This is a genomic window from Myxococcales bacterium (assembly GCA_016717005.1).
GTDB lineage: Bacteria > Myxococcota_A > Polyangia > Haliangiales > Haliangiaceae > UBA2376.
In genome coordinates this window covers 1108594-1127679 of record JADJUF010000039.1, presented here as the reverse complement: position 1 = coordinate 1127679, position 19086 = coordinate 1108594, and the positions used below count along the sequence as shown (strand labels likewise).

Below are 19086 nucleotides of genomic sequence, written 5' to 3'. Positions count from 1 at the left end.
GCCGGTCCCGCGGCCGCTGACCGAGCGCGCTTGGGCAGGTCCTCGGGCCGCTGGTCGACGGAGCTTGGGCGGTCCTGCCGCCGCCGATCGACGGAGCTTAAGCCGGCTTCAGGAGTCGTCGCCCCTGGTCGCGCGCGCCGACAGTGGCTGCCAGCACAGCTGGGGCCGAGTTTCGGTCGACGGGCCAACCGCGACAGTGCGACCATGGTCCGACGAACCGGTGACGCCCGTGTGACCGTCCGGTCGCACCACCGTCACCCCGCCTGTTCAGGAGCCCATGCGCGCACCCATCCTCGCCACCTGCTCGATCCTCGTCGCCGTCGCCGTCGCGGGCTGCGGGGGCGACGACGGTGGCTCGGGCGATCCCGACGCCGGCGGCATCGACGCGATGCTCGGCGACCCGACGGTCCTGGTCGGCACCTTCGCGATCAACCTGGTCGACGATGATCCGCCGAACACCACGATCACCGGGACCGTCTACGACCGCACTCCCCCTGCGCTGGTCTTGTGGGACGTGACGACCACCGACGGCGACTGTCAGCTGCTGATCCCGCACGTGCCGTTCTGCGCGACGCCCTGTGGCAGCACCGCGGCGTGCGTCGCCGATGACGTGTGCGCGCCGAACGCCATGAGGCAGGACGTCGGCACCGTCCACGTCACGGGCGTCCACACCACCACTGGCGCCTCCGAGTTCGATCTGATCAGGACCACGGACTACCTCGTGCCAGGGACCATCACGCTCCTGTTCCCCGGGTTCGCCCCCGGCGATCCGATCACCGTGGCGGCGTCGGGCGCCGCGTTCACGCCCGCGTTCACGATGGCCACCGTCGGCATCGCGCCGCTGGTGGTGACCAGCCCGGATCCGGCGCTGATGCGCGGCGCCGCGGTCGATCTGGGCTGGACCGCGCCGGCCAGCGGCGCGACCTCGCGCATCGCGGTCAAGCTCGACATCAGCCACCACGGCGGCCTGAAGGGCAAGATCGTGTGCGACACCGCCGACGACGGCGCGCTGACCCTGGGTGGCGCGATGATCACGCAGCTGCTCGACCTCGGCGCCGCAGGCTTCCCGACGATCGAGCTGACGCGCACGATCAGCGGCTCCGGGCTCACCACCGCCGGCCGGGTCGACCTGACGATCAGCTCGGCGATCGAGCGCGCGGTGACCGTGCCGGGCATCACCTCGTGCACCGGTGACGAGGACTGCACGCCGCCGGCGACCTGCCAGTCCGACCTGACGTGTCAGTGACCTCGACGACCTGGGCGTCACCTACGCAGTGACCGCGCAGTGTCCCGCCCCAAATGACCTGTCCGTGACCCGCCCCGTGACCCGCCCCGTGACCCGCCACCCCGAGGGAGCCATGCGCGCTGTGATCGCCCTGACCGTTGGCCTGTCCACGATCGTCGCCACGACCGCCTGCGGCGGCGACGACGCCCCGGCCGAGACCGACGCGGCCGTCGACGCCGATCCGACGACCTTGCCGCACTTCAGCTTCTTCGTGACCAGCCTGCGGGCGCTGCAGGAGCTGTCCGGCAACTCGATGGGCTTCGGCGGCGATCTGCGCTTCGGCGAGACCGGCCCCGGCGCCGGGCTGCGCGGCGCCGACAAGCTGTGCGACACGATCGCCGAGCGCAGCATGCCCGGCGCCGGCGCCAAGCAATGGCGCGCGTTCCTGTCGGTCTCCGACGGCGGCGCCGGCACGCCGGTCCACGCGATCGAGCGCATCGGCGCCGGCCCCTGGTACGACCGCGTCGGGCGGATGCTGGCGCCCGACCTGGCGTCGCTGATGTCGATCCGGCCGCAGGGCGGCGACCCGACGATCAAGAACGACTTCCCCAACGAGGACGGCGTCACCAACCACAACCCCGACCTGACCGGCGACGTCGACAACCACGACATGCTGACCGGGTCCAACGCCCAGGGCCGGCTCGAGTCGGCCGACCGCACCTGCCTCGACTGGACCGCCAACGCCGGCGACGAGCAGCTCGAGGGCGAGCCCCGGGTCGGGCACTCGTGGCCACGCGACGGCTCGCAGATCCAGATCAACGGCTGGATGTCGTCGCTGATCGAGTCGGGCTGCGCGCCCGGCGTGTCGCTGATCGAGATGGGGCCGCCCGACCCGAACTCCAACACCGTCGGCTCAGGCGGCGGCTACGGCGGGTTCTATTGCTTCGCGCTGATCCCGTGATCCCGTGATCCGCCGGTTCCGACTTCCTTACGGTTCGCGTGCGAGCGTGGCCGCCTCAACTTGCCTCGTGAGGTCTCCGATGAAGAAGCTCTCTGTGATCGGCCTGATCGCGCTCCTCGGCGCGCTGGCCTGCGGCGGCGGCGGTGATGACAGCCCGGCCGATGACGCGGGCGCCGACGACGCCGCGCTCGATCCCGACGCCGGCCCCGCGATCGACGCGCCCGGCATCGACGCCGATCCGACGACGCTGCCGCACTTCAGCTTCTTCGTGACCAGCCTGCGGGCGCTGCAGGAGCTGTCGGGCAACCCGATGGGCTTCGGCGGCGATCTGCGTTTCGGCGAGACCGGTCCGGGCGCGGGCCTCCGCGGCGCCGACAAGCTGTGCGCCGCGATCGCCGAGCGCAGCATGCCCGGCGCCGGCGCCAAGCAGTGGCGCGCGTTCCTGTCGGCCACCGACGACGGCGCCGGCGCTCAGGTCCACGCGATCGAGCGCATCGGCGCCGGGCCCTGGTACGACCGCGTCGGTCGCATGTTGGCGCCGAACCTGGCGTCGCTCATGTCGATCCGACCGCAGGGCGGCGACGCGACGATCAAGAACGACTTCCCCAACGAGGACGGCGTCACCAACCACAACCCCGACCTGACCGGCAACGTCGACAACCACGACATGCTGACCGGGACCAACGCCCAGGGCCGGCTCGAGGCCGCGAACCGCACCTGCCTCGACTGGACCGCCAACGCCGGCAACAAGCCGCTCGAGGGCCAGCCCCGGGTCGGGCACTCGTGGCCGCGCGACGGCTCGCAGATCCAGATCAACGGCTGGATGTCGTCGCTGATCGAGTCGGGCTGCGCGCCGGGCGTGTCGCTGATCGAGATGGGGCCGCCCAACCCGAACTCCAACACGGTCGGCTCGGGCGGCGGCTACGGCGGGTTCTACTGCTTCGCGCTGGTGCCGTGATGCGGGCCGCCCTGACGACGCTGCTGCTCGCCGTCGCCGTGTTCGGCGTCGCGGCCTGCGGCGATGACATGGCCACCACCGACGGCGGCGTCGACGCCGGCCCCGACGCGTTCCAGGTGACCGAGGGCCCGTGCCAGATCGCCGACGTGGCCGATCCGCCCGACGAGCTGGCCACCGTGACCTGCCAGGGCGACTTCGCGACCCTGGCGTCGCTGCCGCTCGACGCGACCCTGCCGGGCTCGCAGTCGGTCAAGGTCGTGCTCGATCAGGAGGGCGGCGACGCGCTGCACTTCATGAACACGGTCCGGTACGAGATCCACTACGCGTTCGTCTCGACCCACCTGTCGGGCAACGGCCTGCCGGTGGTGGGCACGCTGGCCGACTTCAACTCGACCCAGTACTTCGCGCCGGACCGCCGCTTCCTGCTGGGCGCGGTGACCTACTACGAGCAGCCCGACAAGTGGGTGCTCGAGCTGGCGCCGTACGACACCGCGTCGGCCGAGCTCGTCACCAAGCTGTTCCTGGCGGTCAAGCACGCGGCGTACTTCGGCCCGATGCTCGCGTTCCACCCGACCTCGTCGGCCCACGAGACGCTCGCCGCGACGCTACCGGCGTCGGTGCCGGTGGTCACGACCGACCAGCTCTACGCCGACACCGACTACCAGCCGCTGTCGCTGGGCACCGCCTATGGCTACGTCCACTTCACCACCGCGGCCGCGCTCGACACCGAGTTCCTGTCGCCGCGCGACATCGTCGTGCTCGACGAGGTGCCCAACGACATCTCGGTGGTCCAGGGCCTGATCACCCAGGCGTTCCAGACGCCGCTCTCGCACGTCAACGTGCTGTCCCGCAACCGCCACACGCCCAACATGGGGCTGCGCGGCGCGGTCACCAACCCGATCTTGCGCGGGTTCGACGGCCAGCTGGTGCGGCTCGACGTCACCGCCGACGCGTGGACGATGGCGGCCGCGACCTTGCCCGACGCCCAGGCCTGGTGGGACGCGCACGCGCCGGCGCCGGTGACGCTGCCGACCGCCGACCGGCTCGAGACCGCGTTCGCCGACCTCGGCGACGTCACGCCCGAGCCGACCGCCGGGCAGACCTTGCGCGACGCCCTGCGCGCCGCGGTCACGGTCTACGGCGGCAAGGCCGCGCATTACTCGATCCTGACCCGCACGGCCAACGTGCCGATCAAGCCCGGGTTCGCGGTCCCGATGGCCTGGTACTTCCGGTTCATGACCGACAACGGGTTCTTCGCCCGGATCGACGCCCTGCTGACGGATCCGCAGTTCCTGGGCGATCAGGCCACCCGGGCCGCGGCGCTGGCGCAGCTCCGCGCCGACATCCTGGTCGCGCCGTTCGATCCCGCGTTCGACGCGCTGCTCACCGCCAAGGCCGCCGAGTACCCGACCGCGACCAAGCTGCGCTTCCGCACCAGCAGCAACAGCGAGGACCTCGACGGGTTCCCGTGCGCGGGCTGCTACAACTCGTACTCGGGGCTGCGCTCGGATCTCGAGGCCATGAAGACCGCGATCCGCAAGGTCTACGCCGACGTCTGGACCTTCCGCACGTTCGAGGAGCGCACCTACTACGGGGTCGATCACGGCAGCGTCGGCATGGCGCTCCTGGTCCACGAGAACTTCGAGGCCGAGGAGGCCAACGGCGTGTCGGTGACCGCGAACCCGTTCGACGCCAGCGGGCTCGACCCGGCGTTCTACATCAACGTGCAGTACGGCGGTGACATCGAGGTCGTGGCGCCGCCGCCCGGGTTCACCAGCGATCAGATCGTCTACTACTTCAACCAGCCCAACCAGCCGGCCAGCTACCTGACCCACTCGAACGTGATCGCCGCCGGGACCACCGTGCTGTCGACGACGCAGCTCTACGCGCTCGGCCGGGCCCTCGACGCGATCCACACCCGGTTCTCGCCCGCCTACGGCCCGGCCGGGGGCAATAACGGCTGGTACGCGATGGACGTCGAGTTCAAGTTCGACGATCAGCTCACGCCCGGCACGCCGACCCTGTACGTCAAGCAGGCCCGCCCGTACCCGGATCCGTTCGGCGGCCTCGAGTAGCGCGGGGCGCCGGGCTGCGCCGCCCGCGGCCGGCAGCGCTCGCCCGTCGTCAGGTTCGATCCCAGGCGTACGCGAGGCCCTCGACCGCGAGCTCCAACGCTTCAAGATTCCTGAGTATCAGCGAATCGCACGGGGCGGCAGCGCGGGGTGGCGGCGCGACGTGGCCTCGGCCGCGGCGGCCGGCGCGGGGGCCGCCAACGTGGCGTCAGGGGCCATCCATGTGATGACAACTCTCGAATGAACGTCTTCCGCGGTTTGTGCATCAGAACCAGCGATGAGGCGCGCCTGGGCGAGTGTACTGGTGGTCGCGGTGATGGCATGCCAGGGTTCCGGTGCCGTGGTCGACGCCCCTGCGGTCGACGCCCCTGCGCTCGACGCCGGCGGGGACGCCCCGACCCTCGACGCGGCGGTCGATGGCGGGGTCGATGGCGGGGTCGATGCGGCGGTCGATGCACCGGTGGTCGATGCGGCGATCGACGCCCCGGTGGTCGACGCGGCGATCGACGCCCCGGCCGTGGTCGACGCGGCGATCGACGCCCCGGCCGTGGTCGACGCCCCGGCGGTCGATGCGGCGGTCGATGCGGCGGTCGATGCGGCGGTCGACGCGGCGGTGGTCGACGCCCCGGCGGTCGATGCGGCGGTCGATGCGGCGGTCGATGCGGCAGTGGTCGACGCGGCGGTGGTCGACGCCCCGACCGACGCGGCGGTCGACGCGGCGGTGGTCGACGCGGCGGTCGACGCGGCAGTGGTCGACGCCCCGACCGACGCGGCGGTCGACGCGGCGGTGGTCGACGCCCCGACCGACGCGGCGGTGGTCGACGCGGCGGTGGTCGACGCGGCGGTGGTCGACGCGGCGGCGGTCGACGCAAGCGTGACCGACGCCCCGACCGATGCCCCGATCGACGCCGCGATCCCCTGGGGACCGACGGTCGTCCTCGGACCCGTCGCGTCCGTCATCGGCGAGCTCGCGTGTACGTCGTTCGGCGCCCACCTGGGCTGGGCGGTCACGATCCTGTCGTTCGGGGATTTCAGGCTGTATCGGGACGACGTACTGCACGCGCAGCACTCGGGGCTGACCACTCCGCTTTGCACGATCGTCGAGCTCGCCAATGGTCACCTGGCCTACGCTGCGCCAGCAGCCTCGTATGAGACCGTCTTCGAGTCGTTGACCGCGCTTGCGACGACGCTGCCCGGACTCCACCAGGTGTTGTGGGCCGATCCCGGGGGCGGAATCCTCGTGCTCCGGTACCAGCCCTACCCGGACGTCTACGTCAGCCGTCTCGACGCCGCGCTCGTGTACGAGCCGGGCTTTGGCGCGGGGGGCGTGATCGCGCTGCCCGGCGCGATCGATCGGACGATCGGCCAGGGCGGCGCGACCGCGCCGGTCGTGACGTTCCAGGTCGGCGGGCAGCTGCTGCGATACGACGCACGGTCCGGTGCGCCGATCTGGGACGTCAGCGGCCCCAGCGCCGTCGCGCTGGGCGTGGCGCCGGCGGACCTGCTCACGATCGCGCCGTTGGCGTCGAACGGCCTCGCGCTGATCGTCCGGGGACCGGCCGCGACCGAGGTGACGATCCATCGCATCGCCGCGGACGGCACGCGCGCGACGCCGCAGGTCGTCGACGTCGCGCTCCCGCCCGTCGACGTGGTCACCGATCCCAGCGGACGCGTCACGCTGTCCTTCGCGGGCGCGCCCAACACGCTGCGCCTCACCCGGCTCGACGCGCACACGGGCGCGCTCGATCCCTCGTTCGGGGGCGCCGGCCTCGCCACGGTGGAGATCCCGCCGCAGTCCTGCTTCGGCGACCCCATCGTCGCGTGGCAGTGGAAGCTCAGCGGCGCGCTCGACGACGGCTCCCTGGCGTTCCTGGGGTTCCTCAGCTGCGAATTGTGGACCCACGATCGGAGCAGCCAGTGGTTCTACTACCGGTTCAGTCCATGATCGCCGTGCCGTGTGTCCCGACCGTGGACGCCGCCACACCTCACGCAACCGCGCGGACCACGAATCCCGCGTCGGCGATCCGGACCTCGAACCGCTGATCGAAGCCCTCGGCGGCCCCGGGCGCGACCAGCCGCTTGGCCACCGACAGGACCCCGAGGTCGGGCACGCGCGCGCCCCCCCCGGCGTTGCGGACGAGCGCCTCGGCGACCGCGAGCGGGAACCAGTACGACACGACCCGCGCGCCGTGGGCGCGGCCGAGCTCGATCAGCGGCCCGCGCTCGACCGGCGACGGGTTGGTGTTGTCGACCACGACCGATCGTCCGGCGGCGAGCGCGGCGGCGATCAGCTGGCGCTGGCGGCGCTCGCGGTTGCGGGCGTTGGGCCAGGCGTCCTTGCTGACGACCTCGTGGGTGGCCGCGAGCCGCTCCCGGCAGAACGTGCTCTTGCCCGCGGCCTGCAGCCCGGTGAGGATCACCAGCTCGAGCACGGTCAGCGGCTCAGGGGCTCGTGCCCGTCGAACAGCACCGCGGCCAGGTTGCCGATCTTGCGCGCCGGCGGCAGCTCGAGCTCGACGACGTGGCCGCGCACGACGACGGCGCCGGGCGCGGGCCGGTGGGGCTCGGGGATCGCCGCTCGCTCGTCGTCGGTCAGGACCCGCTCGCGGGCGCGGCGCTGCAGGTACGAGCCGCGCTTGAAGAACGCGGGGTAGTCGTTCCAGTTGACGCCGACCCGGTGCAGGAGCTCGTGCTTGGCGGCCGAGTCCTGGCCGTGGAGCTCGCGGTCGGCGTAGTAGGCCGCCGCCGCCATCGACACGCTGTTCTTGGTCGCGTCGTCCTCGCGCCACACGAAGACGTCGGTGGCGTCGGCCAGGGTCGGCACCTGCCACACCCGGCAGTCGAAGTGCGGCACGGCCTCGGCCTTGGCCGGCAGCTCGCGGGCCACGAGCTGGACGAACCGGGCCGAGGCCAGCCCGGCCAGCACCGACGCCAGCTTCTGGAACCGGCCGTCGAACGCGTAGTCGCGGGCCGAGGTCGATGGCTCGTACCAGGCCAGCGTGATCTCGTCGCTCTGGGTGTAGCCGATCGCGGCGCTGAGCTCCGCGACCAGGTGGCGGGTCGTCTCGATCATGCAGCGCGACATGGCCGGGTCGTACGGCCGCTGCAGATCGCGGGTGAAGGTGTGGAAGGCGCGGCCGTCGAGCCGGGCCAGCAGCGGCAGCCCGCGCATCGCGCGCCGCCCGGCCTCGGCCTGCTCGAACTGCTTGCACCGGTCGCCGAGCCCGTCGTTCGCCATCGTCGTGGTCCTCGTGGTCGATGCCGCGCGCTCAGGGGCACGCGGGGAACTGGGCGGCGCCGGCGCGGGTGACGTCGTCGCCGAGCGCGACGTCGCCGTCCTCGAGCACGTGGCCGCGCTGGTCGGTGACGCGCAGCTGGTACGGGCCCGGGCCCAGGCCCGACGCCTCGATGAAGTAGTTGTAGTCGACGCGCGGCAGCTCGACGTAGGCGTCGCCGCGCAGCGCCTCGAGCTTGGCGATCGGGTAGCGGTGGTTGCGCACCTGGATCGCGGTCCAGAACGCGTTGGCGCCGTCCTTGAAGTGGTAGGCGATGGGGCCGGTGACGTCACACGCCACGGCCCGCCAGGTGATCGGGACGCGGCCGGCGGCCAGCGGCGACAGCAGCGCGAACGCCTCGGGGCTGAGATCGAGATCGCCCTGCGCGCACTCGGGGCACTGATCGACCACGCGCACGGTCACCGTGCCGCTCGGGCCGGTGACGGCGAGGCAGGCGCCGCACCAGGCCGCGGTCCGGTAGTCGACCGCGTTCATCGCCGCGACCATCAGGTCCTGGGGCGACGCATCGAAGCTGCAGTTGCCGGCGCCGGTCGCCGCGTAGTACGTGCCCTCGCCGGCGGCCTCGGCCGGCACCGCGTCGCAGCTGCCGCCGGGGAGGTCGGCGCTGGCGCCATCGCCGCCGCACGCGGCGAGGACCATCGCGGCCGCCCACGCGCCGGACCTTCGCTGGACGCGCATCATCGGCGATTGTCGCACAGGTCCGCGCGCCGTACGCGAACGCCAGCGCGGCGGCGCCCCGATGATCGGCTAGGCTGAGGGCGTGCTGATGCTCCGCTCGGTCCGCCATGGGCTCGCCGCCGCCGGCGCGCTGACCGCGCTCGTCAGCATGCCGCCGCCGGCGCGGGCCGACGACGACTGGCTCGGGCCCGACAAGGCGCTGCATTTCGGCGCCTCGGCCGGGCTCGCCGCCGGCGGCTACGGCGCCAGCGCGATCTGGGTGGCGCCCGCTGGCAGCGCGCGGCGATCGGCGCGGCGGTGGCGGTGACCGCGGGCGCCACGAAGGAGGCGTGGGACGCGACCGGCCGCGGCGATCCGTCGTGGAAGGACGCGGCCTGGGATGGGGTCGGCACGGTCGCGGGCGTCGCGGTCGCGGTGGTCATCGATCTGGTCGTGGCGCGCTTCGACGCGCCGTGACCCACGTTCGCGGAGGGCGCTGCTCGCGCGCCGGGCAGCGTCGGCTACTATCCAGCACCGCCGGTTGACGCGGATTCGGTGGCGCGGCCGTGAACGGTCCGTGCGCGTCGCGCAACTAAGCCTCGGTAGTCCTGGCATGCCACCCAGCTGGTCGCTCCGTCTCAAGTCCACCCTCCGCCGCCCGCCGCGCGTGAGCGTCGGTCGATTCCTCGCCGCGCAGCGCGCCGGGGAGATCGCGATCGAGGACGAGTTCTTCTGGCAGCTCCAGCTCGCGTCAGGCGTGTTCAAGGCGACCAACCAGCACCGCTTCGACGACACGTTCGACCTGATCCGCCGCGCCATCCCCCCGGAGCTGACCCAGCTGCGGATCCTCGACGTCGCGTGCTCCTCGGGGATCTCGACGGTCGAGCTGCACCGGGCGCTAGCGCGGCCGGGGTTGGTGATCGAGACCGTCGGCACCGACATCGCCACCAAGGTCATGCACGCGACCACCGGGCACGGTGACGCGCTGGTCTACGATCTCGCAGGGAACATCCTCGGCGCCGAGATCGACGGCATGCTCATCAACCGGCGCCCGAACCGCGCGGTCCGGATACAACACCCGTGGCGGACCTACCGCGCGCGGCGGCTCGTCGCCCGGCACGAGCGCGGCGGCGCCTTCCGCCCGGGCGCGGGCGCGACCGTGTCCGAGGTCCCGCTGGTGTCCTCGGCGGTCGCGCGCACCCCGGGCGTGACGATCGTCGAGGAGGACATACTGCGCCCCCAGGTCGTCGGGACCTTCGACCTCATCCGCGCCGCCAACGTGCTCAACCGCGGCTACTTCTCTGAGGAGCGGCTGCGGTCGTTCGTCACGGCGTTGCTGACGCGGGTGCGGGCGGGTGCGCTGCTGTTCGTCGTGCGGACCACCGACAAGATCAACCACGGCACGCTGTGGCGCGTGACCGACACCGGCGTCACGGCGATCGATCGGGTCGGCGACGGCAGCGACATCGGGGCGCTGGTCGAGGACGCCGCCCGGACCAGCGGTACCCGGCGAGCGGACGCACAGGAAGGTTGAGAGGTCGCCGAGCTGTGCCGGCCCGGCGCCGACCTGATCATCGCCGACTGCAGCTCGGCCAACCTGTTCCCCCGGCTCGGGCTGCGGCACCCGATCAGCAAGAGCATCGAGTGGGAGAAGCACCAGCCGCCCGAGGTCTGGGCCCGCGAGCTGGCGGAGGTCGGCTTCGAGCGACCGGAGATCCGCTGGACGTCGTACACCCGGCTCGGCCGGCTGGGCTGGTTGCTCACCTCGAACCGCTGGGCCGCGTACGTCCTGACCGGCCACTTCATCCTGCGGATGAAGCGGCGCTGACCCGCCGGTCGATGAGCGCCTCCGCCACCGCCTTCGTCGGGTCGATCCCGGAGCTCTACGATCGCCACCTCGGCCCGGTGCTGTTCGAGCCGTACGCGCGCGAGCTGGCGCGGCGACTGCCGCCGGGGCCGCTCCGGATCCTCGAGATCGCGGCGGGGACGGGACGGCTCACCCGGCAGCTGCTCGCGGCGCTCCCGGCGACCGGCGCGGTCATCGCGACCGATCTCAACCCGCCGATGCTGGTCGAGGCCGCGCAGCGGATCACCGACGCGCGGGTGACCTGGCGTCAGGCCGACGCGCAGGCGCTGCCGCTGGCCGCGGGCGAGGTCGACGTCGTCGCGTGCCAGTTCGGCCTGATGTTCGTGCCCGACAAGGCGCAGGCGGTCCGCGAGATGCGCCGGGTGCTCCGGCCGGGTGGTCGGGCGCTGATCAGCACCTGGGACGCGCTCGGTCGCAACGTCGCGTCGCGGATCCTGCACGCGCTGGCGGTGGCGCTGGCGCCCGACGATCCGCCCGCGTTCATGCTGACCCCGTTCTCGATGTTCGATCCGGCCGCGCTGCACGCGCTGTTCGGGGCCGCCGGGTTCGCCGAGGTGCGGGTCGAGACGGTCGAGGTCATCGGCGAGAGCCCGTCGGCGGCGGACTTCGCGATCGGCCTGGTCCGCGGCAACCCGCTGTGGCTCCAGCTGGTCGAGCGGGGCGTCGACGCGCCGGCCTTCGAGCGCCAGGTCACCGCTGCGCTCGTCGCCGAGTTCGGCGACTGTCCGTGTCGGCACCCGCTGTCGGCGCACGTCGTCACGGCGATCGCCTGACCGCGACCAGGCCGACCTGGAGGGTCTGATTGCTGCGCAGCGGCGTCGGATGCTCGCGTATGATCATGAAATTGCGTGAATTGTTCGTTGCAACATAGATTTCTGTTGCAACGCACAAATGGCGGCGCTACTAGTGTCGGCATGACGACGCCGGCTCAGTCGACCATGCCGTGGTGGAGAGAACCGACCCGGGGCCAGTGGGCCTCGTTCGCGGCCGCGTGGGTGGGCTGGGTGCTCGATGCCTTCGACTTCACCATCTACATCCTGGTGATGTCGGACATCGCCAAGGAGTTCGGCGTCGGCACCGCCGCGGTGGCGGGGTCGCTGACCTTGACCCTGCTGGTGCGCCTGGCCGGCGGCGGCGTGGCCGGGTGGATGGCCGACCGCTGGGGCCGGCGCCTGCCGCTGATGCTGTCGCTGGTCTGGTTCGCGGTCTTCGACGCCGCGATCTTCTTCGCGCCGTCGTTCACGTGGGTGCTGGTGTTCCGCACGCTGTTCGGGTTCGGCATGGGCGCGGAGTGGACCGCCGGCACCGCGCTGGCGATGGAGAGCTTCCCGGCGCGCAGCCGCAAGATCGCCTCGGGCCTGCTCCAGGCCGGCTGGCCGGTCGGGTTCTTCCTGGCCGCGATCACCGCGTACTTCGTCGTGCCGGCCTGGGGCTGGCGCTCGATGTTCCTGATCGCGGTGGCGCCGGCGCTGCTGGTGCTGCCGATCCGCTTCATGGTGCCCGACGACCGCGCCCACGCGTCGGCCGCGACCACGGCGTCGAAGGGCGCGCTGCGCGATCTGTGGGTGCCGGCGGTGCGCACGCGCATCGTCCTCGGCGCGATCGTGATGGCGCTCGGCTTCGTCGTCTACTACGGCCTGACCACGACCCACTCGCTGATCCAGCTGCGCGAGCTGGGGCTGTCGCAGCAGACCGCGTTCGCGAACGTGTGCTGGTTCCAGGTCGGCATGCTGGTCGGCGTGATCGTCGCCGGCATCGTGGCCGATCGCTTCGGCGTGATCGCCGCGCTGGTGACGCCGGCGCTGCTGATGGTGCCGGCGCTGCCGCTGTTCGTCGGCGCGTACCCGGGCCTGGTCACCGTGGGCGCGGTCCTGGGCGGCCTGCTCGGCGCCGGCTACTCGGGCGTCACGCCGGTGCTGGTGACCAGCCTGTTCCCCGAGCACGTCCGGGCCCGCGCGATCGGGCTGGTCTACCACCTGGGCGCGCTCCTGGCCGCGTTCGTCCCGTGGGGCATCCCCGCGCTCGCCGCGCGCATGGACTGGAAGCTGTCGACCGCGGTCGAGGTCGTCGTCGGCGCCGGGCTCGTGGCGATGGCCGCGGCGGTGTTCGGCCTGCGGCGCATGCTGGCGCCGACCACCAGCCCGATCGACGTCGAGGACGCGCCCGCGGTGGCCGCGGCGATCGTCGACGCGCCGGCGGTCGAGGTGCCGGCGCTGGCGGTCGCGGTCCCGCCGCCCGCCGTCGACGCGGCGCGTCCAGCCGCGCACCTGTCGTAGCGCTGGCGTCGACGCCGCCGGCCCGGTACCGTCCGCGCGGGGAGCCAGGAGCCAGCATGTCGCGACACCTCACGATCACCTCGACCTTGGTCCTCGCCGTCGCCGCGTGCGGCCCCACCGCGTCCGGCCCGTCGGGCGACGACGACGACACCGTCGACGCCGCCCGCGCCATCGACGCCGGCTTCGACGACGACGGCGGCACCGTCGACGACGGCTGCGCCAAGATCGACATCCTGTTCGTCATCGACAACTCGGGGTCGATGGCGCAGGAGCAGGCGAACCGGGCCGCCAACTTCCCGCAGTTCATCTCGGTGATCGAGCAGTCGGGCCTGGACTACCGGGTCGCGGTCACGACGACCGGCATGGACTACGCGTACACCCAGGAGGCCATCCCGGGCTTCCCGCTGCCGATGAGCCAGGACGGCGGCGATAACGGCGCGATGCTCCGGCCCGGCGGCTGCACCCTGCCGCGCCGCTGGATCGAGCTGGGCGATCCCGACCCGGCGACGCTGTTCGCGTGCGCGGCCAACGTCGGCACCAGCGGGCCCTCGGACGAGATGCCGCTGGCGGCGATGCGGGCGGCCTTCGACGAGCGGATCGCCGACGGCACCAACGCCGGGTTCCGGCGCGAGGACGCGCTCTTGGCGGTGGTGATCCTGACCGACGAGAACGACTGCAGCTACGAGCAGCCGGTCACGCTCGGGTTCGCCCAGTCGCTGTGCGACGCGCAGCAGGAGCCGGTCGCGAACTACGCCGCGTTCCTCGACGGGTTCACCGGCGATCGCGGGCGCTGGGCCGCGGCGGTGATCGCGGGCCCCGGGCCAGGCGCGTGCAGCTCGAGCTTCGGTGACGCCGACTACGCCGCGCGCCTCGATCAGTTCGTCGGTCTGGCGGGCCCATCGAACGGCGTGCTGTCATCGATCTGCGCCGGCGATCTGACGCTGGGGCTGACCGAGGCCCTCGAGCTGTTCGACACCGCGTGCCAGAACTTCCCGCCGATCGGCCGCGTCGTCCCGCGCTGAGGCGCGCCGCGCGGTCAGAACCCGACCCAGCCGCCGAGCGTGCCCTCGGCGATGAACAGCGACGCGTCGGGCGCGTCGATCGGCGCGTGGACGGTGCCGCCGCCCTCGAGCAGGACGCCGACGTGCGGCGTGATGATCACGCGCACGACCGCGCGGGTCGACGACATGAAGAAGCTGCCGCTGGTCTGCACGAACGTGCGGTTGCCGAGCGTCAGGTCGAGGTGGGCCCACTGCTTGCCGACCGCGAGGCTGACGAGGCCGGCGGCGCCGCCGTCGGCGTCCTCGAGATCGAGCTCCTCGCCCAGCGCCGACACCAGCGTGATCGCGCGGCCGGCGCCGGCCCCGACCGCGAGGGCCAGGCCGTGGCGGCGGGTGTGCAGGATGCCGTAGCGGACCTCGGCGAACGAGTTCCAGACCTCGTTCTGGGCCAGCACCTCGACGTCGTCGGTGATCGCGACCGCGGCGTGGAGCACCGTGTTGACCTCGCCGAGGCGCGAGGCGGCGACGCCCGCGGTCAGCTCGACCCGGCCCGCCGGCATGGTCTCGGCCGGGCGCACCATCGAGTAGGTGCCGCAGGCGGTCGCGGCGAGCACAGCGACGGGCGCGAGCCGGTACAGGCGCATGCCACCACGGTGACCACCGCGGCGCCGGCGGCAATGCGACAAGGTGTCCGGCGCCCACGCCGGGCCCGGCGCGGCGCTCGCCGACGATCACGCAGCTGGAGCCGGGCCGGGGCGCCGGCGGATCGTGGGCGTCGGTGCGCTCGACCCCGGGCGCAGCCACGCGACCAGCCGGACCTGGTCGTCCCGGGCCGCGTTCATGCGCACGCGCGCTCGCTCGGGGAGCCCGCGGCCGCGCCGGCGGGCGGAACCCGCGGTCGGCGCGTGCGCGCGGTCATCCGGTGCGCTACACGACGTCGGTGACCACGGTCCTCGCGACCCGCGACCTGTGCAAGCGCTACCGTGGTCGCACCGTGGTCGACCACGTCACGCTCACGGTCGAGCGCGGCGACGTCTACGGCTTCCTCGGGCCCAACGGCGCCGGCAAGAGCACGACCCTGCGCATGCTGATGGGCCTGGTCCGGCCCAGCGCCGGCCAGGTCGAGCTGTTCGGGCGGCCGCCGAGCGATCGCCGGGTGCTGGCCCGGGTCGGCGCGATCGTCGAGTCGCCGTCGCTGTACGGCTACCTGACCGGGCGCGAGAACCTGCGGATGCTCGCTGACCTCTCGGGCGGCGTCGCCGCGGCCCGCATGGACGAGGTGCTCGAGCGCGTCGACCTGCGCGATCGCGCCGACGATCCGGTGCGCATCTACTCGCACGGGATGAAGCAGCGCCTGGCGATCGCGGCGGCGCTCTTGCCGCGGCCCGAGCTGATCATCCTCGACGAGCCGACCAACGGCCTCGACCCGATGGGCATCCGGGCGATGCGCGAGCTGGTCCGCAGCCTGGCCGCCGACGACGGCCTGACGATCGTGCTGTCGAGCCACCTGCTGGTCGAGGTCGAGCAGGTCTGCAACCGCGCGGCGATCATCGTGCGCGGGCGCAAGCGCTGGGAGGGCGCGGTCGCCGAGCTGCTGGCCGGGCGTCAGCGGGTGCGGCTGCGGGCCCGGCCGCTCGCGCGCGCCCTGGCGGTGGCGGTCGACCTCGGCGGCACCGCGGTGGAGGTCGCGACCGAGCCCGGCCTGGCCCACGTCGGCGGGGTCGAGCCGGCGGCGCTGGTGGCCCGCCTGGTCGCGGCCGGGATCGAGGTCGACGAGGTCGCGGCCGAGTCGCCGACGCTCGAAGAGGTGTTCGTCTCGGTGGTCGGCGCCGCGGAGGCCGCGTGAAGCACGTGCTCAAGCTCACCCGCTGGGAGCTGTGGAAGCTGGCGCGGCGGCCGTCGTCGTACGTCGGCTTCGTGCTGTGCCTGGTGTTCTCGGCCGTCGCGCTGATCGGCTTCGAGTGGTCACAGTACAAGGGCAAGAAGATCGGCGGGCTCGCGATCGATCCGTCGCAGTACTTGAACGGCCCGTTCTTCGCGAACTTCGTCCTCAACATCGGCTTCTTCGCGCTCTTGCCGCTGGTGGCGGCGACCGTGGCCGGCAGCCAGCTCGCCGGCGAGAGCAAGGACGGCACGCTGCGCGCGCTCTTGGTGCGACCGCCGTCGCGGACCGCGGTGTACCTGGCCAAGGCCCTGGCGAGCCTGATCTGGCTCGAGCTGATGGTGATCTTCCTGTGCCTGCTCGCGCTCCTGATCGGCCACGTCGCCTACGGCGGCGGCTCGCTGCTCATCTACATCTGGGAGTTCCGCGAGGACGGCTTCTGGATCGTGCCGGCCGGCGACTGGCCGGCGCTGATGGCGCTGGCGTGCCTGGGCGCGGGCGCGGCGCTGGCGATCATCATCGCGGCGTCGCTGTGCATCTCGGCGGTGACCGACAACCCGGTCGTGGCCCACGTCGGCACGCTCGGCGGCTTCTTCATCTCGTCGGTGCTGCAGCGCCTGCCCGATCAGCTCATGGGCGCGTCGTTCAAGCAGGCGCTGCCCACGACCCACATGAACTTCTGGCACGAGCTGTACCGCTGGTACCACCCGGGCGGCTCGACGGTCGATCACGGTCGGCTCTGGACCGACGTCGCCTGGTGCGGCGGCCTGACCCTGGCGTTCTTCACGCTCGGGCTGGTGCTGTTCCGCCGCCGCGACCTCACCACCTGACGCGTCGCGCGTCGCGTCGCGCGCGCCCTGCCGCGGCCCCCCCCCCCCCCCCCCGCGTCCCGTCGCTACTCGGCGTAGCTGGCGGCGCCGTCGAGCGGCAGCCGCATGCCGTCGTACGGCAGCTCGCGGCCGATGACGACCGGCGCGCAGGTCGAGACGCCGGCGCCGACGATGCGGTACGGCAGGTTCTGCATGATCGACTGGTAGGCGCCGGTGGCGCGGTCGAGCGAGCGCACGGTCGAGTTGGTGTTGCCGAGGATGTCCGACGTGGTCACGAACACGTAGAACTTGCCGCCCCACTGCGCGAACGCCCACGCGGCCACGGTGCCGCCGAGCCCGCCGGGGATGCTCAGCCGGTTGCCGAGGCCGCCGCCGGTGGTCTTGTCGATCTGCTGGACGAACGCGGTCGACGTGCCCGGGTAGAAGCCCCACAGCGTGGCGTCGCCGAGCCCGGTCAGCTCGGGGCCGTACTCGACGGTCGCGGTCAGCGCGCCGATGCGGCTGATCGTCAGCGCGCCCGGCGCGATCACGCCGAGGTCACCGCCGAGCATCGCGTCGGCGTCGCCGCCGCCGATCCACAGCTTCTCGGTGTCGCCGCCGGCGGTGTCGGTGACGTAGCCCATGCCGAAGACGTCCCAGCGGCGCCCGGCGTTCTGCTGCTTGACGAAGCTGGTGGTCGAGCACGCGGCGTTGGCGGTCGAGACGTTGAAGATCTCGCCGCTCGAGTACAGGACCCACGCGGTGGCGTCGCGATCGACCGCCATCGAGAACGGGGTCGCCGGGCCGATGCCGCCGGTCAGCGACGGGCCGGCCGGGCAGCTGAGCTGGCCGATCTGGCGGAACGGGCTGGTCGCGGTGCCGATGTTGCGCGGGTCGAACGACAGCAGGTTGTTGGTGTCGTCGACGACGTAGATCAGGTCGACGCCGTCGGCCGAGCACGCGCGCATGCACATGCCGCCGGCGCACTCGGTCCCGGCGGCGCAGGCCTCGACGGTGTTGCCGAACGTGCCGTCGGAGTTGCACGCCACCACGGCGTTGCCGTTGCAGGTGTTGACGCCGGGGTTGCACTCGACGCAGCCGCCGAGGCTGTTGTTGCACGCGGTCGCGCAGCTCTCGGTGACGACCCACTCGCCGTTGCGGCAGGTCTCGTACTGGTTGCCGACGCACTGCGTGCCGCTGCCGGTGCAGGGCTGGCCGGTGCCGGCGTCGAGGTCGGGGATGTCGTCGCCACTGGCAGACGGGCCGCAGCCGACGAGGGCGGTTGCGAGGAACAGACCGGCGAACGGAACCAGAGCGCGACCAAGCATGGGCAGACCTCCTGCGCGGCGACGGGGAACGATGTCCGTACTTACCGCGCCGGCCGGCCCGCGGGGAAGCGCGATCCACCCATCCGTGCCGACGGTGCGGCCTGACGCACGCTGGTAGCAGTGCTGCCAGGCTTGGTCAGGACCGGCCGGCGAGGTAGGTTCCGACCGTGACCGTCGTCCGGCCGTTCGCGTGCGTCGTCGCCGCCGATCTCGACGGAGGCATCGGCAAGGACAACGACCTGCCGTGGCCGCGCCTGTCGACCGACCTGCGGACCTTCAAGCGGGTGACCTCGGCCGCCGCGCCGGGGCAGACCAACGCGCTGGTCATGGGCCGCCTGACCTGGGACTCGGTCCCGCCGACGCTGCGGCCGCTGCCGGGGCGCCAAAACGTGGTCGTGTCCCGGGCGCTGGCGGCGGCGCCGGACGGCGTGTGGCTGGCGCGCTCGCTCGACGAGGCCCTGGCGCGGACCAGCGCCGATCCCGGCATCGATCGGGTGTTCGTGATCGGCGGCGGTCAGATCTACGCGCAGGCGTTCGCGCACCCGGCCTGCGCCGAGGTCGTCCTGACCCGGCTGCAGGCGCGGTATCAGTGCGACACCTTCATCCCGCCGCTGCCGGTCGACTTCGTCCTGGCCGAGGTCCTGGCGCCGGAGGTCCACGAGGCCGGCATCAGCTACGCGATCGAGCGCTGGGTGCGGCCCGCGGCCTGAACGCTCATCGCAGGCGCGATCGAGCGCTGGGTCCGGCCCGCGGC

Annotated in this window: 19 protein-coding genes; 14 read left to right on the top strand and 5 right to left on the bottom strand. The window is 72.6% G+C overall.

What is annotated here, in order from left to right:
• Positions 1–277 precede the first annotated feature (277 nt).
• From IPL61_35750 to IPL61_35730, 5 genes are all read left to right on the top strand, one after another.
• Positions 278–1246 (top strand): hypothetical protein, encoded by a 969-nt coding sequence (locus IPL61_35750; GenBank protein ID MBK9036548.1) that lies wholly within the window; start codon positions 278–280, stop codon positions 1244–1246.
• Between the two features lie 250 nt (positions 1247–1496).
• Entirely contained in the window at positions 1497–2186 is a 690-nt protein-coding gene (locus tag IPL61_35745; protein ID MBK9036547.1) for a hypothetical protein, read from the top strand.
• Between the two features lie 268 nt (positions 2187–2454).
• Positions 2455–3144 carry a hypothetical protein gene (locus tag IPL61_35740; GenBank protein MBK9036546.1) on the top strand — a complete coding sequence of 230 codons (690 nt, stop codon included), beginning with the start codon at positions 2455–2457 and terminating at the stop codon, positions 3142–3144.
• Positions 3145–3212: 68 nt separating this feature from the next.
• On the top strand, positions 3213–5219 hold the full coding sequence (locus IPL61_35735) for a hypothetical protein (GenBank protein ID MBK9036545.1): 2007 nt from the start codon (positions 3213–3215) through the stop codon (positions 5217–5219).
• A 274-nt stretch (positions 5220–5493) separates the two neighbouring features.
• On the top strand, positions 5494–7161 hold the full coding sequence (locus IPL61_35730) for a hypothetical protein (protein MBK9036544.1): 1668 nt from the start codon (positions 5494–5496) through the stop codon (positions 7159–7161).
• A 40-nt stretch (positions 7162–7201) separates the two neighbouring features.
• On the opposite strand, the gene IPL61_35725 is transcribed toward IPL61_35730, so the two are convergent.
• From IPL61_35725 to IPL61_35715, 3 genes are read right to left on the bottom strand one after another with little or no spacing between them, the layout of a single operon-like run.
• Positions 7202–7648, bottom strand: coding sequence for an AAA family ATPase (locus tag IPL61_35725; protein ID MBK9036543.1), 447 nt, complete (start codon positions 7646–7648; stop codon positions 7202–7204).
• 2 nt (positions 7649–7650) lie between these two features.
• Positions 7651–8454 carry a hypothetical protein gene (locus IPL61_35720; protein MBK9036542.1) on the bottom strand — a complete coding sequence of 268 codons (804 nt, stop codon included), beginning with the start codon at positions 8452–8454 and terminating at the stop codon, positions 7651–7653.
• A gap of 31 nt (positions 8455–8485) precedes the next feature.
• Positions 8486–9190, bottom strand: a complete 705-nt coding sequence (locus IPL61_35715) for a hypothetical protein (GenBank protein MBK9036541.1) — start codon at positions 9188–9190, stop codon at positions 8486–8488.
• An 82-nt stretch (positions 9191–9272) separates the two neighbouring features.
• Here IPL61_35715 and IPL61_35710 point away from each other — a divergent pair, with 82 nt between their 5' ends.
• The 6 genes from IPL61_35710 (at position 9273) to IPL61_35685 (ending at position 14334) form a co-directional block, all read left to right on the top strand.
• The gene (locus IPL61_35710) at positions 9273–9497 is read left to right on the top strand and encodes a hypothetical protein (GenBank protein MBK9036540.1); all 225 of its coding nucleotides are present in this window, start codon (positions 9273–9275) and stop codon (positions 9495–9497) included.
• A complete protein-coding gene (locus IPL61_35705) occupies positions 9488–9646 on the top strand; it encodes a hypothetical protein (protein ID MBK9036539.1) in 159 nt (52 codons plus the stop codon). The genes IPL61_35710 and IPL61_35705 overlap by 10 nt, the downstream gene beginning before the upstream one ends.
• 136 nt (positions 9647–9782) lie before the next feature.
• On the top strand, positions 9783–10703 hold the full coding sequence (locus tag IPL61_35700) for a hypothetical protein (GenBank protein ID MBK9036538.1): 921 nt from the start codon (positions 9783–9785) through the stop codon (positions 10701–10703).
• A gap of 305 nt (positions 10704–11008) precedes the next feature.
• The gene (locus IPL61_35695; protein MBK9036537.1) at positions 11009–11809 is read left to right on the top strand and encodes a methyltransferase domain-containing protein; all 801 of its coding nucleotides are present in this window, start codon (positions 11009–11011) and stop codon (positions 11807–11809) included.
• Positions 11810–11950: 141 nt separating this feature from the next.
• Positions 11951–13312, top strand: a complete 1362-nt coding sequence (locus IPL61_35690; GenBank protein ID MBK9036536.1) for an MFS transporter — start codon at positions 11951–11953, stop codon at positions 13310–13312.
• Positions 13313–13368: 56 nt separating this feature from the next.
• The gene (locus tag IPL61_35685) at positions 13369–14334 is read left to right on the top strand and encodes a VWA domain-containing protein (GenBank protein ID MBK9036535.1); all 966 of its coding nucleotides are present in this window, start codon (positions 13369–13371) and stop codon (positions 14332–14334) included.
• Positions 14335–14348: 14 nt separating this feature from the next.
• Here IPL61_35685 and IPL61_35680 read toward each other — a convergent pair whose 3' ends face one another.
• The gene (locus tag IPL61_35680; GenBank protein MBK9036534.1) at positions 14349–14957 is read right to left on the bottom strand and encodes a hypothetical protein; all 609 of its coding nucleotides are present in this window, start codon (positions 14955–14957) and stop codon (positions 14349–14351) included.
• A gap of 296 nt (positions 14958–15253) precedes the next feature.
• Here IPL61_35680 and IPL61_35675 point away from each other — a divergent pair, with 296 nt between their 5' ends.
• Positions 15254–16159: an ABC transporter ATP-binding protein gene (locus IPL61_35675; GenBank protein MBK9036533.1), complete on the top strand. Its 906-nt coding sequence runs from the start codon at positions 15254–15256 to the stop codon at positions 16157–16159.
• On the top strand, positions 16156–17025 hold the full coding sequence (locus IPL61_35670) for an ABC transporter permease subunit (GenBank protein MBK9036532.1): 870 nt from the start codon (positions 16156–16158) through the stop codon (positions 17023–17025). The genes IPL61_35675 and IPL61_35670 overlap by 4 nt, the downstream gene beginning before the upstream one ends.
• 65 nt (positions 17026–17090) lie before the next feature.
• Here the strand turns inward: IPL61_35670 and IPL61_35665 are convergent, their stop codons facing one another.
• Positions 17091–18332, bottom strand: a complete 1242-nt coding sequence (locus tag IPL61_35665; GenBank protein ID MBK9036531.1) for a hypothetical protein — start codon at positions 18330–18332, stop codon at positions 17091–17093.
• 167 nt (positions 18333–18499) lie between these two features.
• Between IPL61_35665 and IPL61_35660 the strand changes: the two genes are divergently transcribed.
• The gene (locus tag IPL61_35660) at positions 18500–19042 is read left to right on the top strand and encodes a dihydrofolate reductase (GenBank protein MBK9036530.1); all 543 of its coding nucleotides are present in this window, start codon (positions 18500–18502) and stop codon (positions 19040–19042) included.
• Positions 19043–19086: the final 44 nt, after the last annotated feature.

Bases quoted from the DNA above. Each gene is read 5' to 3' on its own strand.
- IPL61_35715 (MBK9036541.1), bottom strand. From the start codon at position 9,190: ATGCGCGTCCAGCGAAGGTCCGGCGCGTGGGCGGCCGCGATGGTCCTC.
- IPL61_35680 (MBK9036534.1), bottom strand. From the start codon at position 14,957: ATGCGCCTGTACCGGCTCGCGCCCGTCGCTGTGCTCGCCGCGACCGCC.
- IPL61_35700 (MBK9036538.1), top strand. From the start codon at position 9,783: ATGCCACCCAGCTGGTCGCTCCGTCTCAAGTCCACCCTCCGCCGCCCG.
- IPL61_35690 (MBK9036536.1), top strand. From the start codon at position 11,951: ATGACGACGCCGGCTCAGTCGACCATGCCGTGGTGGAGAGAACCGACC.
- IPL61_35695 (MBK9036537.1), top strand. From the start codon at position 11,009: ATGAGCGCCTCCGCCACCGCCTTCGTCGGGTCGATCCCGGAGCTCTAC.
- IPL61_35720 (MBK9036542.1), bottom strand. From the start codon at position 8,454: ATGGCGAACGACGGGCTCGGCGACCGGTGCAAGCAGTTCGAGCAGGCC.
- IPL61_35735 (MBK9036545.1), top strand. From the start codon at position 3,213: ATGGCCACCACCGACGGCGGCGTCGACGCCGGCCCCGACGCGTTCCAG.
- IPL61_35750 (MBK9036548.1), top strand. From the start codon at position 278: ATGCGCGCACCCATCCTCGCCACCTGCTCGATCCTCGTCGCCGTCGCC.
- IPL61_35730 (MBK9036544.1), top strand. From the start codon at position 5,494: ATGAGGCGCGCCTGGGCGAGTGTACTGGTGGTCGCGGTGATGGCATGC.
- IPL61_35665 (MBK9036531.1), bottom strand. From the start codon at position 18,332: ATGCTTGGTCGCGCTCTGGTTCCGTTCGCCGGTCTGTTCCTCGCAACC.
- IPL61_35685 (MBK9036535.1), top strand. From the start codon at position 13,369: ATGTCGCGACACCTCACGATCACCTCGACCTTGGTCCTCGCCGTCGCC.